At 44.8% G+C, this 15,808-nt stretch carries 11 protein-coding genes; 1 reads left to right on the plus strand and 10 read right to left on the minus strand.

Going from position 1 to position 15,808, the window contains the following annotated elements; genetic code table 11:
• Positions 1-12: 12 nt before the first annotated feature.
• The 8 genes from F597_RS0109245 to trmB form a co-directional block, all read right to left on the minus strand.
• A complete protein-coding gene (locus F597_RS0109245) occupies positions 13-285 on the minus strand; it encodes a hypothetical protein (RefSeq protein ID WP_026327311.1) in 273 nt (90 codons plus the stop codon).
• 211 nt (positions 286-496) lie between these two features.
• On the minus strand, positions 497-877 hold the full coding sequence (locus F597_RS0109250) for a GtrA family protein (protein WP_019539453.1): 381 nt from the start codon (positions 875-877) through the stop codon (positions 497-499).
• Between the two features lie 34 nt (positions 878-911).
• On the minus strand, positions 912-3,230 hold the full coding sequence (locus tag F597_RS0109255) for a transglycosylase domain-containing protein (protein ID WP_044060209.1): 2,319 nt from the start codon (positions 3,228-3,230) through the stop codon (positions 912-914).
• A 358-nt stretch (positions 3,231-3,588) separates the two neighbouring features.
• Positions 3,589-5,298 (minus strand): TonB-dependent receptor, encoded by a 1,710-nt coding sequence (locus F597_RS0109260; RefSeq protein ID WP_019539455.1) that lies wholly within the window; start codon positions 5,296-5,298, stop codon positions 3,589-3,591.
• Between the two features lie 96 nt (positions 5,299-5,394).
• Positions 5,395-8,385, minus strand: coding sequence for a tetratricopeptide repeat protein (locus tag F597_RS0109265; RefSeq protein WP_019539456.1), 2,991 nt, complete (start codon positions 8,383-8,385; stop codon positions 5,395-5,397).
• A gap of 8 nt (positions 8,386-8,393) precedes the next feature.
• The gene (locus F597_RS0109270) at positions 8,394-8,918 is read right to left on the minus strand and encodes an NUDIX domain-containing protein (protein WP_019539457.1); all 525 of its coding nucleotides are present in this window, start codon (positions 8,916-8,918) and stop codon (positions 8,394-8,396) included.
• 104 nt (positions 8,919-9,022) lie between these two features.
• Positions 9,023-10,132: an Mrp/NBP35 family ATP-binding protein gene (locus F597_RS0109275; RefSeq protein WP_019539458.1), complete on the minus strand. Its 1,110-nt coding sequence runs from the start codon at positions 10,130-10,132 to the stop codon at positions 9,023-9,025.
• A gap of 196 nt (positions 10,133-10,328) precedes the next feature.
• Positions 10,329-11,066, minus strand: coding sequence for a tRNA (guanosine(46)-N7)-methyltransferase TrmB (gene trmB / locus F597_RS0109280; protein WP_019539459.1), 738 nt, complete (start codon positions 11,064-11,066; stop codon positions 10,329-10,331).
• Between the two features lie 362 nt (positions 11,067-11,428).
• Between trmB and gdhA the strand changes: the two genes are divergently transcribed.
• Complete coding sequence (gdhA, locus tag F597_RS0109285; protein ID WP_019539460.1) at positions 11,429-12,766, plus strand: NADP-specific glutamate dehydrogenase; 1,338 nt, start codon at positions 11,429-11,431, stop codon at positions 12,764-12,766.
• 147 nt (positions 12,767-12,913) lie between these two features.
• Here the strand turns inward: gdhA and F597_RS0109290 are convergent, their stop codons facing one another.
• Positions 12,914-14,245: a DUF5125 domain-containing protein gene (locus F597_RS0109290; protein ID WP_026327313.1), complete on the minus strand. Its 1,332-nt coding sequence runs from the start codon at positions 14,243-14,245 to the stop codon at positions 12,914-12,916.
• Between the two features lie 18 nt (positions 14,246-14,263).
• A complete protein-coding gene (locus tag F597_RS0109295; RefSeq protein WP_245542016.1) occupies positions 14,264-15,781 on the minus strand; it encodes an endo-1,6-beta-glucanase in 1,518 nt (505 codons plus the stop codon).
• Positions 15,782-15,808 lie beyond the last annotated feature (27 nt).

The following is a 15,808-nucleotide window of genomic DNA, read 5'->3' on the forward strand; positions in this document are numbered from 1 at the left end:
CATTCTGTTGTTTCAGTAACTTCTTAATTCTTGTTTCAACGTATCCGTATTATACCACGTGTACGTGCGTTGGTAGATATAAATCCCGAAATATACAGGTAACCGCTGAAAAACACCTTTATAAGAATCCCCTTCGGTATACTGGTTCATCACGACCCATTGGTCGTCCCAGAAATCGAGCAGTTGATTATTAAGGATAGGGTAATATACTACCACCGCAGACACTCCCAGTATTATGAAATACAAGTAGCGGAAAGAAAAGATAGATGGCCTTTGTGTTTCCATAAGGAAAAGAATTATGTTTTCATTCTATCGGACCGGCTCGTTTTTGGTTATTACCTATTCTGGTACTATTCGTCTGTCATTGCAATTGTGATAAACGCTTTTATATCAGTATTGTACTGATAAAATGCAAATATGGGTATTATTTTAATTATTACAAATGTTTTAGATATGTTATAAAACATATTGAGGTATATCAAATTATATTCAGTACTTACCGGAAAGTAAAGAAGTAGTTCGCCAGAAAGTTCCAGAGTGTGACAAGAGCAATGGCAAACACTTTTGCGGGATAGAAATTCACCTTCACTTTTTCGTGGAAAAGATAAAGAAATAGATTATTCAGGCTGAGGCCAATGAGTGACACCGCAAGGAAAGAGAGATATTCGCCTCCTAAATCAGGATTTTCACTCTTAAAGGTCCATGTTCTGTTTAGCAGATAATTGGAGGAAGCTGCCAGTGTAAATCCGATAGAATTTGAAACGAATTTATTCCATTTGAATTTCTCCTTACATAACCAGGTAAAGAAAAAATCAATCACAAATCCCGATAATCCTACAGTACAGAATTTCAGGAGTTTTAATAATAACTCCATCATCACTTAAAGGATGGCTATGGTAACAGATTTTTCATTAGTTGAATATATCGTCAATCCCCTGGCTTTCGATTACCGGATCGTTTCCGCGGTAGAAATCGGGAGAATATCGCTGCATATCATGGCAGGGATCAAAATCGGCAGGAATATCAAAGACACCGTTATCGGTGTAACTCAATTCCTTATCGGCATAGACCTTCTGATAGAAAATACCGTGAATGGGGAGTGCCATACTGGCTCCCTGGCCATAAGCCATCTGATCGAAATGGATAGAGGGTTCTTCACCACCCACCCAACAACCTGCTACCAGGTTGGGAGTAAACGACATGAACCAACCGTCGGAGTTGTTATTGGTAGTACCGGTCTTGGCACCCATTTGTCCTTTCAGGTTATAGACGCGGCGTAACCGGCCACCTGTTCCGCCGTCCACGACTCCTTTCAGCATATCAAGCATCTTATAGGAAGTTGATTCACTGAAGATCTCCTTCATACGTGGGACGAATGAAGCGACTTCATTTCCGTAAGAGTCTTCAATTCGGGTTACCAATACCGGTTCCACACGGATACCCCTATGGATGAAAGCTGAATAAGCGCCCACCATCTCATATACAGAAGCGTCATTCGGTCCTAATGCCAGGGAGACTACCGGATCGGCAGGTGTCTTTAACCCGAACGATTGGAGCATCCTGGCAAACGCATAGGGCGAGAACTGGCTCAACAGCCAGGCGGTTACCCAGTTGTCGGAGTTTTGCAGCCCCCATTTTATAGATACAAACTCTCCGCTTGCCGGACGTGTATTTCTTGGCTCCCATGGAATACCATTCTCATCCATTAATCTTACCGGCCCGTGGATCATACCGTCACAGGGGCTCATCCCTTCCTCCATTGCCAACGTGTAGAGATAGGGTTTGATGGTAGAACCGATCTGGCGTTTACCGGTGGCGCTGTCATATTTAAAGAATTTGAAGTCAGGGCCTCCCACATAGGCTTTCACATGTCCCGTCAAAGGATCCATTGCCATGAAGCCGGTTCGCAGGAAATTTTTGTGGTAACGGATGGAATCCCACGGTGTCATGAGTGTATCTACTTCCCGGTGTTCCCATGAAAAGACCTTCATTTCCACCGGTTTTTCCTTGAAGTTCCGGATGATTTCCTCTTCGTTGAGGCCACCTTGTTTAAGGACACGGTAACGCTCGCTTTGCCTTACGGCGGCCATCATCAGGTTGTCTACCCTATCGCTTACTTCACGGGAGTAGGGTGCATAATTCTTTCCCCTTTTTTCCCGGAAGAACTGATCCTGGAGATAGCCTCCCAAATGTTCTTTTACAGCTGCCTCCGCATGACGTTGCATACGGGAGTCAAGGGTAGAGTAAATTTTTAGTCCGTCGGTGTAGATATTGTAGTTGGAACCATCGGGTTTTTCATTTTTGTTGCACCAGCCGAAAAGCGGGTCTTCTAACCATGCAACCGAATCTTCCCTGAACTGCTGCCCTCGCCACGATGCGTAATTCTTCCTCTCCGGTTTTTTTGCCATCATTATCTCTGCCAGATGCTGGCGGTAATAAGGTGCGATAATATCGACGTGGTCGGAACGGTTGAAATCGAGTTCGATAGGAAGCTGTTTCAACGAATCAACTTCCTGTTTAGTGAGGTGTCCGGCTTTTCGCATTTGGTTGATTACCACATCTCGGCGCTCTTTGGTTAACTCCGGACGACGTCTGGGATTGAAGAGAGAGGGGTTTTTCAACATCCCTATCAGCATAGCCGACTCTTCTATATTCAACTCGTTAGGCGTTTTGTTGAAATAGGTACGGGCGGCGGATTCAATCCCAACCGCGTTATAATTGAAATCTACCTTGTTTAGATAGAGATTGATGATTTCGTCTTTTGAATAAAAGCGTTCCAACTTGGCTGCAATTACCCATTCGACCGGTTTCTGAAAAATACGTTCTATTTTATTATTAGCCCTTGGTGAATAGAGTAGTTTTGCCAACTGCTGTGTGATAGTACTACCCCCTCCGCTTTCTTCCCGGCTGAGGATAAGTGTCTTAAATACGACTCTCCCCAGACCGATGATATCGATGCCGGAGTGGGAGTAATAACGGATATCTTCCGTGGCGATCAGCGCATCGATGAGATAGGGAGAGAGTTCGGAGTAATCCACGAATATCCGGTTATCATCACTTCGAGAATAGGTGAAAAGCAACTCATTATCCGTAGAGATCACCTGCGAGGCATATTTGTCAATCGGGTTCTCCAGTTGATCAATTTTGGGAATATAACCTATCATCCCCGCAGCAACAAGCAGGAAAAAAAGGACTACACCCCCTACCATAAGGCCGAAGAGGCTCCACATGGCTTTGATGATGCCATTCTTTTGTGATATATCCTTTGTTTTCGGGTTTTTCTTCTGCCCCTTTGTTTGTTTACCCATATCTTATCTTATTCTCCCGTATAATTTATAGATGCTAAAAGATTGCGACAAAAGTAATGAAGGTTGAGCGGCAAGGCGAAAATAGATTTTCAGACTTGCCCGAAACGCATCTTACTTTCTACAAAAGTACACAAAAGCATTGTAAACAAGAAGGGAGATCTATTAAAAATAGTTTCAAACGCTTTTCAGTGCTATGCAACCTCACTGTCAGACCGGGAAGCGGGATTCGCCCGGGCTTTCGGAAGGGAGAATCGGGCGGTTCGTTCACGGGAAAATATCGTCAGAACCGGAAGGTGAATCCACCGGAAGCATTAAGCCCCTGTGCCGGATAACCATACCAGATATCATATTTCTGAGAGAGCAGATTATTTACCCTCAGGTTGATCGAAAAAGCGTCGTTGATCTGGTAGAGTGCACCTGCATTGAGGTCGTTGATATTGTCCATTTGTCTGTTTGACCCATCGTAGTATGACCATCGGTCTCCGGCAAAGTAATAATTGGCCGTAAGTTTCAGGAAACTGGTAAGGGTGAATGCGGCACGAAGGTCAGCTTCAAAGCCGGGTTTGTTATAAGCTTTGGGGTCTTCGATCTGAGTCTCATCTATACTGACATAGTCCAGATTATAGAAATTCTTTTTCAGACGCAACGAAATATCGAGGGGAGCCCAGATATTGCTTTGGATCATTCCTCCAATATGAGCATGTGATAAATCGCCATATACAGGCCTGAGTACCTCTTTATGAGCCCCCGGCACATCTCCATCGATCACATCCTGGCCGTTCAGTATCAGGAAATGTTCATCATCGGTTTTTTTGAATCCACCGAAGATATCGAACCGGAATCCGCTGACTTCACCGATCTTTGCTCCGGCATCTATATCTACGATAGAGTAGGAGGGATTTACAGTTCCATAAGGACGAATGTATCTCGATTCCTGTACCATTTCGAGGAAAGTGTTATTGCTGAAACCACCGTGGATATTCGCATAAAGCGATGAGTGCTCAGTTACCGCCCATTGCGCCTTTACGTTGGGAGCAACGCGAGCCTTTGTGCCATTGGAGTTCTGGAATAATATGTCAGCCCCTAGTTTAGCAAAACTGTTTGAACTTCCGAACGTAATATAAGGAGTTGCATTTATCAGGTAGTAATTATTGATATCATTATTGTAAAATGTTGTAAAAATCTTTCCATCGATACCTAATTTACTTTGTGCGTCACCGAAAGGTTTATCGAATCCCACCATGGCGTTTATCTCATTTCCCTTTATTCCTTCCTGGTTGAGAAGTTCACCGAATTCTGTGGAGAAGTTGCGAAGATTTATATATCCCCTGTAATTCAACAGATCCGTCTCATGCGATGCGATGCCGACTTTAGCGTTCAATACTCCCAGGCGTTGGTTTTCATCTTCATAGAAAGCCGGGTTATCGAATCTGTTTCCGTAGTAGTTGAAGAGCGAATGAAGGTAGGAGAGTTCCATATTGATCGTGAGTGCATCGGCCCGGTGCTGATAGCCCAAACCACCTTTATTATCCATGAAATAGGCTTTGTTGGTCTCCGCTTCCACATTTTGTACATATTTTATATCTCCGTTTGAGGAATTGTGCAGAAAGGAGAAAGTGAGACTGTTCTTGTCATCTTCCAGGAGACGGTAACCAAATACCCCATCCAGATTGGCATAATTACCTGCGTTGAAGGAAAGGTATCCCTTTTTCTGACTATAAGGAATCTCCGTCATGATACTTCCCGGCCGGGGTAGTGCTATTTCCAAGGGGGGAGTAGTACGTCCTGCCCAGGTGGAGTAATTGGTATTGGCTTTCTGAACGGAAGGTTCACGGAGGGCCGGCAGCGAATTAATTTTGTCGGCATCCAGGAGGGTAGGGTTGAAATCCCGTTCCAACTCCATCTGACGTCTCAGCAGAGAATCTGCTGTCTGGGCAAAACTTCCGGCGGATAACGCCAATGCTGCTATTACGATATATATTTTCTTCATATGAATATTAATTTGCTAATTTGATGATGTGCTAATTTGATGATGTGATGATAGGTAATTATAATCTGCTAATCAGCACATCAATAAATCCGTAAATCAATTTTTAAGTCTCTCATTGATCATTTGTTGGATATCGGCCTCATCTCCTTTATAGTTGGATTTCAGACTTTCCAGATATTGGCGTGCCTGGAATTCATCGCCTTTGGCAAGGTAGGTATCCGACAAGATAATAAGTGCTCTTGCCATCCAGTACTGATGTGGTGTGCCTTTTTGCATGAACTCTTTGACCTGTGCTTCGGCACGATCATATGATTTCCACCGGTAATAGGTGTCGGCAAGGATAAACTGTGCTTCTGCCCCGTAGATACTGCGGGTATCATTGGCTACAAACTGGAAATCGGCCATGGCGTTATCCGTTTCATTGACTTGCTGGTACGCTTTTCCTCTCAAATATCTCGCTTCTATGATCGTTTCGGGTGAGAGATTATTATTGGAGAGCAAGTCGGTAGCTGCTCTGGCTGCTTCATGATAACTGCCCAGTTGCGATTGTGACCGCACAACTCCCATTTGTCCCAACTGTCGGTTGGTGGCATTACGGGCTGAATTAGCCAATCGGGAATAATCAGCAAGCGCCTGGCGGAAGTTTCCATTTTCATATTCAGTCTGCGCAGTATAGATAAGTGCATTGTCGAGGAATTTTATATTGCCGGCATCGATTACCTTCCGGAAATGTGATAGTGCCAAATCCTGGTTTTTCCTTTCGTCGGCAATTACTCCGAGATAATAATGGGCATCGCTGCTATATGCTCCATTTGGATAAGATTGAATATATTTTGTCATGGCCGCCTCGGCATCTGCTCGTTCGCCACGCATATATATACTTTCGGCTGCTAAATAGGTAAGCGAATCCTGTCTTGATGGTGTGATACGCATACCCCCCGGCAAAGAGTTGGCATATTTTACATAGCTGTCGATATCGTTCATGTCACGATAGACTGTCTCTAAAGAGATTAGCGCATTACGTGCATCGTCTGAACCGGGGAAATTGACAATCACGTTCTTGTAAGCAGTGATACTTTGCTGATAATTACCAATATTGTAGTACAATTGCCCTAATTGGACCCCTCCCTGACTGGCAAGAGGACTTTTCGGGAAATCATTCACCAGTCGTTGCAGTACCGCAATGGCTTCATTCTCTCTGTTGAGCATCGTAAGTGCACGACTCTTCTCATAAAGGGCATCATCAAAATATTGTGAATTGGGATAGTTGCGCATCAGGTTGTCCAGCGCCGTGATCTTTCCCTGGTAGTTGTGTTGCAGTCCCATTACAAATGCCCGTTGGTAGGCGGCATAATCGGCAGAGGAAGGGTTGATATCCGCTGCTTGTGCATAATAGCGTTCCGCTTCGCTGAAGCTGCGGTTAAAGTAATAACTATCTCCCACACGATTCAGTGCATCGGCATATTCCGGCCGATTCCTTGTTTTTTCTGCTGCGATGTATTGCTGAAAAGCATTGACGGCCTGATTATATTGCTGTTGTTTGAAGAGTGTATACCCCAGATTGTACCATCCGAGAGAGTAATTCTCGTCTGCAGGGGCCGCATTTTGGGTGAATTGGCGGAAATCATTGGCTGCATTGCTGTAGTTCCCCATCCGGTAATATGCTTCACCCCGCCAGAAATAGGCATTATTGCGGGCTTTGGCATCCTGATTACCCAGACTGATGCTATTGTTAAAATGCTGTACTGCTTCGTTCATGTTACCGTTGATAAAGGCCTGAGCTCCCAACTGGAAAAGCACCATCTGCTTTGCTTCCAGTATCCGACGTCCGGGGTTACTGATACGGTTGATCGCATTCAGGGCAGCATTGTAATCTTTGGTAGTCAGGAAAGTCTCAGCCAGAATATCGTTTACCTGGTCTTTATAGGGTGAATTGGGAAATTCCCTGAGAAAGTTCTCAAACAGGGTGATGGATTCGCTGAAGACGGAGAAATTGGTCTCGTGGGCCAGTAAAGCGTAATTGAACATAGCCGTTTCACGTACCTGTGGGTTGAAATTGCTGCGGGAAGCCGCCTCAAAAGCCATTTGGGCTGCTTGTTTCTGATTCAGTCGTAAATAGGTTTGCCCCAGTTGCAATTGTGCGTTCTGAGTGAGTTCATCGGCTTCTCCCACCGCCTGCTGGAACATCTGTACTGCCTTACTGTAATTGCCTGTTTCGAAATATGATAATCCCAGGAAGTAAGCATCCCCTCTAAGCGGCCTGTCCACGCCGGCAAGATACTTCTCGTAATAGGGTACTGCCCTCGAGGCTTGTCCCAGCCTGTAATAACCGTTCCCAAGAACTCTGTATGCCTCGGTAAGATGTTCACTTGACGGATATCTGCTTACGAAAGCTGCCGACAACCTGACGGCTTCCTCGACCTTGCCATCGAAGAAAGTAGCCTGAGCTGTATAAAATGCTACTTCTTCACTATATTCGGGATAATTTTGTAATCGTTCAAAACGGCGCAACGCCTCTGCATAATTTCCGTTGGAATATTCGATGTAACCAAGATAAAAAGTGGCCGCATCCCGGTATTTGCTACTGTTTTGCGAGAGTAGTCCGAAAAGACGGGTAGCATCTTCTTTATTTCCCAATTGCAATTGGGTATAAGCCGAACGGAAACTGTAATCTTCCTGTTCCGACAGGGTGAGATAATCGAGGTCCGCTTGATTGAACCGCTCTCCTGCAGCCTGCCACTCTTTTTTATCAAAATAGTATGAGCCGATCAGGAAATTGACCTGATGGCGGTGGATAGTTTCAGGATGTGTGTCGAGAAACGCTTCCAGGATATTCCCACTGTTATTGCTGCCGCGATAGAATGAGGACAGAGCCATCATGTAGGCAGCCTCCTCTTTCAAATAAGCATCGTCGCTTCCGGCAACGAATTTTCCCAGCAATTGTTCCGCACCTTCGTAATTCCCTTCAAGGAACATCTCTTTTCCACGGTTGAACAGTTGCTCGGGCTGAGCATGGTATACCGTTTTTTGCGCTATGGAAACCTGTGCTATAAGAGCAAGGGTAAACAGTAAGATGATTTTCTTCATATTTTAGATTATTTATTCTCACTTAATAATTTTTCTATTCCCTTACGAATAGAGATTAACCCGAAATCAGCCGGATTGATTCTGTTGTATGCAATAAAAAGTAATTCTGAGACATCGTCCTGAGCAGTTAAATGATTGAATTCTTTTACTCTGCATTTAAAGAATATGTCCACAGTATGTACTTCAAACCCCGAATATAGATAAATATTCGGAATAGAGAACAGATATTCGCATGAATTTATCAATAAGCCTGTTTCTTCCTTTATCTCACGAGCTACAGCCTCTTCTGCCGTTTCGTACATATCAATAAAGCCGCCAGGAAGATCCAGTGTGTCTTTTGCCGGATCTTTCGCCCTGCGGGCGACAAGTATTTCTCCTTTACTGTTTTCAATTACCGCCACCACAGCAGCTGACGAGTTGAAATAATATATAAATCCGCAGTCGGAACACTTCTTCGACTTTTCGTTGTGTTCGAGAAAATGTTCTGAACCGCACTTCGGACAAAACCGAAATTGATGTAGAGGATGATTCATTGATTTGTTGATATGATGATTTATTGATGTGAAGATTAGTTGACAATTGACAATTACAATCTGTTAATCTACTAATTGGTACATCAGTAAATCTGCTAATCGTTCTACTTCCGCGTGACTTCTACAATCTGTGTTTTGGGTTGTTCCCGGTTTCGTTTATCGACAGCTTCAACCAGATTATCGGCCAGTTGGGAGAAAGCCATACCTGTAATACTTTCCTGATGTAACGCTACCGGCTGACCGTCATCACCGCCCTCACGGATACTTTGTACAATGGGTATTTGTCCTAATAAAGCGTATCCTTGCTCTTCCGCCAATCGCTTACATCCTTCTTTTCCGAAGATATAATACCTGTTTTCCGGTAATTCAGCAGGTGTAAACCATGCCATATTTTCCACCAGGCCCAGAATGGGTACGTTTACCTTATCTCCGGCGAACATACTGATCCCCTTGCGAGCATCAGCTAGTGCCACCTCCTGGGGAGTGCTTACGATCACCGCACCGGTAATGGGTAGCGTCTGTACCAGCGTCAGGTGAATATCGCTTGTACCCGGCGGAAAATCGATCAGGAAATAATCGAGTTCTCCCCAATCGGCATCGCCGATAAGTTGTTTCAACGCATTACCTGCCATTGCCCCACGCCAGACTACGGCGTCTTCCTTCTTGACGAAGAAACCTATGGAGAGCATTTTTACTCCGTAATTTTCGATGGGTACGATGAGGTCACGTCCCTCTTTTTTCTCTAACTCAGGCCCTGCATCTTCTACTCCGAGCATTTTGGGAACCGACGGGCCGAAAATATCGGCATCGAGCAGGCCTACCTTATATCCTTTTTGTGCCAGAGCCACTGCAAGGTTAGTACATACAGTGCTTTTTCCAACACCGCCTTTTCCAGATGCCACAGCAATAATATTTTTTACTCCCGGCAGTAGTTCGGGGAGTTCCGGGCGAGGCGGTTGTTTAGATTTTACAGTGATATTTCCCTTGATATCAATATCTTTGTCGGCATATGTAAGAATAGCCTGTTCCGCCATCTTTACGACTGATTTAATAAACGGATCGTGCACTTTTTCGGTAATAAGCGAGAAACTCACTTTCATCCCTTCAATGCGAATATCGTCCGCTACCATGCCGGCAGAAACAATATCTTGTCCCGTTCCCGGGTAACGCACATTCTTCAATGCGTCGATGATTAGTTGTGGGTATATAGCCATTGTGTTAATTCGTTGATTTGATAATGTGTTGATTTGTTGATTTCTTATTTCTTGTTGATTTGGTAATGTGCAGATTAGATGATTACTGCTAATTATTGATTTTCTTTTTAGTAGATGAGATTATTTTCGAGAGCAATTTTTTCATACTTACCAATCTTTCTCATCATCACATCAGTAAATCATCAAATTATCACATCTAAATACGGGCATCTCTTCCAAAACTGCGATACTCGTCTTTTTCTATTTCTACGTCCGGTTCTGTCCAGCAGTGATTTTTGGGACAGAGGAAACGGATATATTTGATGTTTAAACCCCGTGAAAGCCACTGTTGTTCATAGAAAGTATGGATTTCCAGGATATCTTCGTTCAGTCCGGAGTTGTATAGATCGTCTGTGCCAAAAAGCACTTCAAGCCGATTTTCCGCTATCATTGCTTTGGTGTATCTGTAAAGGAAATTGCTATCTGTTTTTAGATGGATGATTCCTCTCTCTTTTAGCATCCGGCTGTATTGCTCCATAAACCGGGTGGAGGTGAGCCGCTTGTTGGTCTTCTTCATTTGAGGATCAGGAAAAGTGATCCATATTTCCGATATTTCATCCTGTGCAAAGAAGTGGTTGATAAGTTCGATGCGTGTCCGGAGAAAAGCTGCATTTGTCAACCCTTCTTCCAATGCCTGTGTGGCGCCGGTCCACATTCGTGCACCTTTGATGTCGATCCCGATAAAATTCTTTTCCGGGAATTTACGTGCCAGCCCGACGGTATATTCCCCTTTGCCGCAACCCAGTTCGAGCACAATAGGATTATTATTGCCAAAATAGGCCTGCCATTTTCCCTTATATGGAAACCCGTCTTTTTTCAAGGTTTCAAAGGTATATTGAAACACGTTTCCGTAAGTAGCCATATCGGCAAATTTGGCCAGTTTGTTCTTTGCCATTTCAATGATAGATCAGAAATTCACCACAAAAATAGGCATTTAACCGTTAACATCCGAAACTTTTTGGGATTATGCCGTTGCATAAGGTGGAAAAGTGGGGACTGGAAGGCGGGGAGAAGGGGGCACGCTGATAAATTGTTGATTGTGAATCCTGAATCCTGAATCTTGAATCTTGAATCTTGAATCTTGAATCCTGAATCTTGAATCTTGAATCTTGAATCTGAAATCTTGAATCTGAAATTGAGAGTCAACATAGTGGAATTTGAAATTTCATTCTGAATAATTAATGATCTCAGAAGTATCAATATTCCAAATTATTCTATACCTTTGTCAGACTGAATTCCTAAATAAACCTTATTAATATGAGAGTGAATGACATTATGACACAACTCGAGGCAAAACACCCGGGTGAGTCTGAGTATCTTCAAGCCGTGAGAGAAGTGTTGGTCTCAATTGAAGACGTATATAACCAACATCCTGAATTTGAGAGGGCGGGTATTATCGAACGGATAGTAGAGCCCGACCGTGTGTTTACTTTCCGAGTCCCATGGGTGGACGATAATGGGAAAGTGCATGTGAATATCGGCTACCGGGTGCAATTCAACGGAGCCATAGGACCTTATAAAGGGGGTATCCGTTTTCATGCCTCGGTTACCTTATCTTCTCTCAAATTTCTGGGATTTGAGCAGACTTTCAAGAACGCGCTTACCACCCTTCCGATGGGTGGCGGCAAAGGAGGCTCTGATTTTTCTCCCAAGGGACGTTCCCAGGCGGAGATCATGCGTTTTTGTCAGGCTTTTGTGATGGAACTGTGGCGCAATATCGGTCCGGATACCGATGTGCCTGCCGGAGATATTGGTGTTGGTGGACGTGAAGTGGGCTATATGTTCGGTATGTACAAGAAGTTGGCCCGCGAACATACGGGAACCTTTACAGGAAAGGGAATGTCATTCGGAGGCTCGAGACTTCGCCCGGAAGCTACGGGATTCGGAGCACTCTATTTTGTGCAGAAGATGTGCGAGGCACACAATATCGATCTCAAAGGAAAGACCGTAGCTGTTTCCGGATTCGGAAACGTAGCATGGGGTGCAACCATAAAAGCTACTGAGTTGGGTGCCAAAGTGGTGGCGATTTCAGGCCCCGATGGTTATATCTATGATCCGGATGGTGTGAATACTCCTGAAAAGATCGACTATATGCTTGAATTGCGTAACTCAGGAAATGATGTGGTGGCACCTTATGCCGAAGAATTCCCCAGATCGACTTTCTATCCCGGAAGGAAACCATGGGAACTCAAAGTCGACATCGCCTTACCGTGTGCTATTCAGAACGAATTGAACCTGGAAGATGCCAAGCGATTGAAAGAGAACGGAGTGTTGCTCGTAGCGGAAGTCTCTAATATGGGTTGTACCGCCGAAGCGGTGGATTTCTTCCTGGAGAATGAGATACTTTTTGCTCCCGGGAAAGCAGTCAATGCGGGCGGTGTGGCCTGTTCGGGTCTGGAGATGACGCAAAATGCCATGCATATTTCATGGAGCAATGAGGAGGTAGACAAATGGCTGCATCAGATCATGAGTGATATTCATGAACAATGTGTTATGCACGGTAAAAACGGACAATACATCAATTACGTAAAAGGAGCCAACATTGCCGGTTTCATGAAAGTAGCCGACGCCATGATGGCGCAAGGAGTGATATAACAACGTAAGAAACTACCGGGGATATGGCCTTCCGGGCAGGAACCCGGCTGGAGATTGAAAAGGCAAGGGGCTGCATACCGTTATGGTACGCGCCCCTTGTCCGATTGTTAACCAATCTCTCTACTTCTTAACTTGACTTCTTCAATATCACTTCTCTTCTACTGTTAATACCGCATTATTTATCCCTCCGGATACATCTACAGTAAATACATACGTTTTACCAGCCGTCAACGTTTTGCCCTCGATAATACCCAGGTTGCCGTTATCCCGGCCATTGGTTCCGTTACCGACAAATACGATGTCACTTTCGCTGGTAAGCGATTGACTTCCAAATTCTCCTCCCCAGTCTTTCTGGTGGAAGAATTTGAAGTTTATAGCATCCACACTTACGGTTTCACCCCCAACTACGGTCACCTGATACTTTTTATCGCCTACAGGAGCCATACACAATGCCTTTGGTGGGGTCCATCCTACATGATTGGCTGTGTATGAAGGCTTACCAATGTTATCACCGATAATCCAGATCGCACCGGTTCCGTCTGGCTGAAGTGTAGCTAAGTTGCTGCCAATAAGCGCTTCCACTTTCAGGTAGTTGAGCGGGAGATTGGCCGTTACACGGTATTTTCCGCTAATAGGAACGAAAGTCATCTTATCTCCGTCTTCTGCGAAGAAATCCGGATCTACCCACCAATCTGTCAGTCCTTCAAAAGTGATTTCCTCTCCCTGGGTCAGATCGATATCCAACTGGTAATTGTCTTTGTCGAGCATATTCATCTTTTGACCGTTAAGTACTACTTCGAAGAAGGGTGACGCATCAAACGTCCTGGTATTGAAAGTTACGGAATAAGTGCCGCCGGACGGACTTGCAAACGGAATGTCAGTAGAAATGCCTTCGGCAACTCCTCCTTCGCCTTCGTTCCATCCAAAAAGGATTTCACGACCTTTGTCATCCAATACCGGTGTTTTTATGTAAGCCGGTAATTCGGTAGATGGAAAAGCAGATGAGACCGCATATTCATTAGGCTGACCGGTAGGAAGCATGGGATAAGATGCATCGGCGGTTACCAGGATGAGGTAGGGGTAGGGGGCGCGGGTAACCGATACATCGAATGTCTGGGTTGCTTTCTTCATCGTGGTATTCACCAAAATAAATTCCAATGTAGCAGTTCCGTCGGGAATATTTTTCCCGTAAGGGACTTCTATGCTTCCTGAATATTGACCGTTCTCTTTCGTACGTATGGTTGTTTTAGACACTTCCTCTTCTCCGAAATACAATATGGCTGTCAACGTAGATAAGGGTATATTGTCATTGACTGTCACTTCGAACGGCAGGACATCTCCAAAATGCACATTGGTAAATTGATTTTCTATCTGCATAGTGGGATTCCCTTCCTGTTGAGGCTCTTCTACCTCATTGGAGCATGACGCCAGAGTAAGGGAAACAATGAATGCAGACATCCAATATTTTATTTTTTTCATGTTCATACTTGTTATTTATTATTTTTTCCATCGATAAGAGATAACTGATTTGGCTGGTACTTCATAGGCGAAATGATGAGCCCCGTCGTCGAGGGTAATCATCCTGTTTGCCGAAGTACTGTTGAGCAACACTACGGCGTATGTGCCGTCGGGGTTTTCAAATGCAGAATAGTAGAAACCGGATTCCGAAAAACCCGATGTGCCGATACGTACTGCCCCAGGCTTTACCACCGATGAAAGGTGTCCGACTATATAGTAATGTGAATTACGGGTGATGGTCGAATAGTTGGAACGGTCTATATCGACAGCTCCGTAACAGGTCTGGCAACCGCCATCGCGGTTGGGGCCGCGATCGGTATCGAGCATCAGATTCCACACGATGACACCCTTGCACCAGTTGTTTACCGTACCCAGCGCCACTTCCCTCATATCATCGATCAGTCGGACTTCCAGATTACGGCCGTCGTTCCATGTGCCGATGGATGTTTCGGTAAATACCAGTTCCTTGTCCGGCCGTGACTGATGGATAAAGTTCAGTTCCTCCTTATTCCCTCCATAATTATGATAGGCCGCGCCGGTAATAAATTCAGCCGCTGCCGCATCTTCATATATCTTCAGCGGATATTGTCCCTGATCGGCATTCTCGGGTTTATTGCGGTCGTAATCATAATTATGGTCGTAGATATATATTCTGGTATTTAACCCTGCCGCTTCCATTTTAGGACCTAACGCGGTTTTTACAAAATCACGCTGTTCCTGCCACGTCATATACAGTGAAGCCGAATTCCCCCTGTTGAGCGGTTCATTCTGCGGGGTTACCGAATAGATTTTTATTCCCTGTGCCTCGAAAGCCTGAATCCACTTTACAAAATAATCGGCATAATCAGCATAATATGCCGGGTTGAGCTGACCGCTGGTCCACGAGTTGAACGGTTGCAGGTCGGTGAGATTATTTACTTTCATCCACCGTGGAGGAGTCCACGGTGAACCCATGATCTTTATATCGGGATTGATTGTTAGGATCTCTTTCAGGATAGGGATCACATAATCCGTCTCTTCCGAGGTCAGGGCAAAATTCTCCAACCCGGGCGTGTCACAACAGGTGTATTCACTCAACGAGAAATCGGAACAGCCTATGGATATCCTGATGTAGCTCTGCCCCATACCCTCTGTCGTGGAGAATGTCTCCTTCAGGAATTTGGTGCGGTTCTCCTGTGTCATTTGCATCAGGTTATAACAGGTAGATCCTGTTACGGCGGCCCCGAAACCGTCCATGGTCTGGTAACGTGTACCGGGTTCCAGCTTGAGGGTTGTCGGCGACATGTTGTCCTTTGTGCTGAAATCGACCGTCTGTTTTTTGAAATCCTGGGAACGGGTGTTGGTGGTGATATACATCGTTACATCGCCTGTTACCGGTGGTTCCGGCGGGGGAGTGATACCCCCGTTATCCTCTTTTTCGACACCGCTGCAGAATGTAAGACAGCAGAATGCCAGCATCAGTAGTGTTGTCATTTTTAAATTGAATATTAACTTCATACGATTATTTTATTTAGGGCAATTAGC

This window comes from Proteiniphilum acetatigenes DSM 18083, assembly GCF_000380985.1.
Lineage (GTDB): Bacteria > Bacteroidota > Bacteroidia > Bacteroidales > Dysgonomonadaceae > Proteiniphilum > Proteiniphilum acetatigenes.

Bases quoted from the DNA above. Each gene is read 5' to 3' on its own strand.
- F597_RS0109260 (WP_019539455.1), bottom strand. From the start codon at position 5,298: ATGAAGAAAATATATATCGTAATAGCAGCATTGGCGTTATCCGCCGGA.
- F597_RS0109270 (WP_019539457.1), bottom strand. From the start codon at position 8,918: ATGAATCATCCTCTACATCAATTTCGGTTTTGTCCGAAGTGCGGTTCA.
- F597_RS0109255 (WP_044060209.1), bottom strand. From the start codon at position 3,230: ATGTGGAGCCTCTTCGGCCTTATGGTAGGGGGTGTAGTCCTTTTTTTC.
- F597_RS0109295 (WP_245542016.1), bottom strand. From the start codon at position 15,781: ATGAAGTTAATATTCAATTTAAAAATGACAACACTACTGATGCTGGCA.
- F597_RS0109250 (WP_019539453.1), bottom strand. From the start codon at position 877: ATGATGGAGTTATTATTAAAACTCCTGAAATTCTGTACTGTAGGATTA.
- gdhA (WP_019539460.1), top strand. From the start codon at position 11,429: ATGAGAGTGAATGACATTATGACACAACTCGAGGCAAAACACCCGGGT.
- F597_RS0109265 (WP_019539456.1), bottom strand. From the start codon at position 8,385: ATGAAGAAAATCATCTTACTGTTTACCCTTGCTCTTATAGCACAGGTT.
- F597_RS0109290 (WP_026327313.1), bottom strand. From the start codon at position 14,245: ATGAAAAAAATAAAATATTGGATGTCTGCATTCATTGTTTCCCTTACT.
- F597_RS0109245 (WP_026327311.1), bottom strand. From the start codon at position 285: ATGGAAACACAAAGGCCATCTATCTTTTCTTTCCGCTACTTGTATTTC.
- trmB (WP_019539459.1), bottom strand. From the start codon at position 11,066: ATGGCAAAGAACAAACTGGCCAAATTTGCCGATATGGCTACTTACGGA.
- F597_RS0109275 (WP_019539458.1), bottom strand. From the start codon at position 10,132: ATGGCTATATACCCACAACTAATCATCGACGCATTGAAGAATGTGCGT.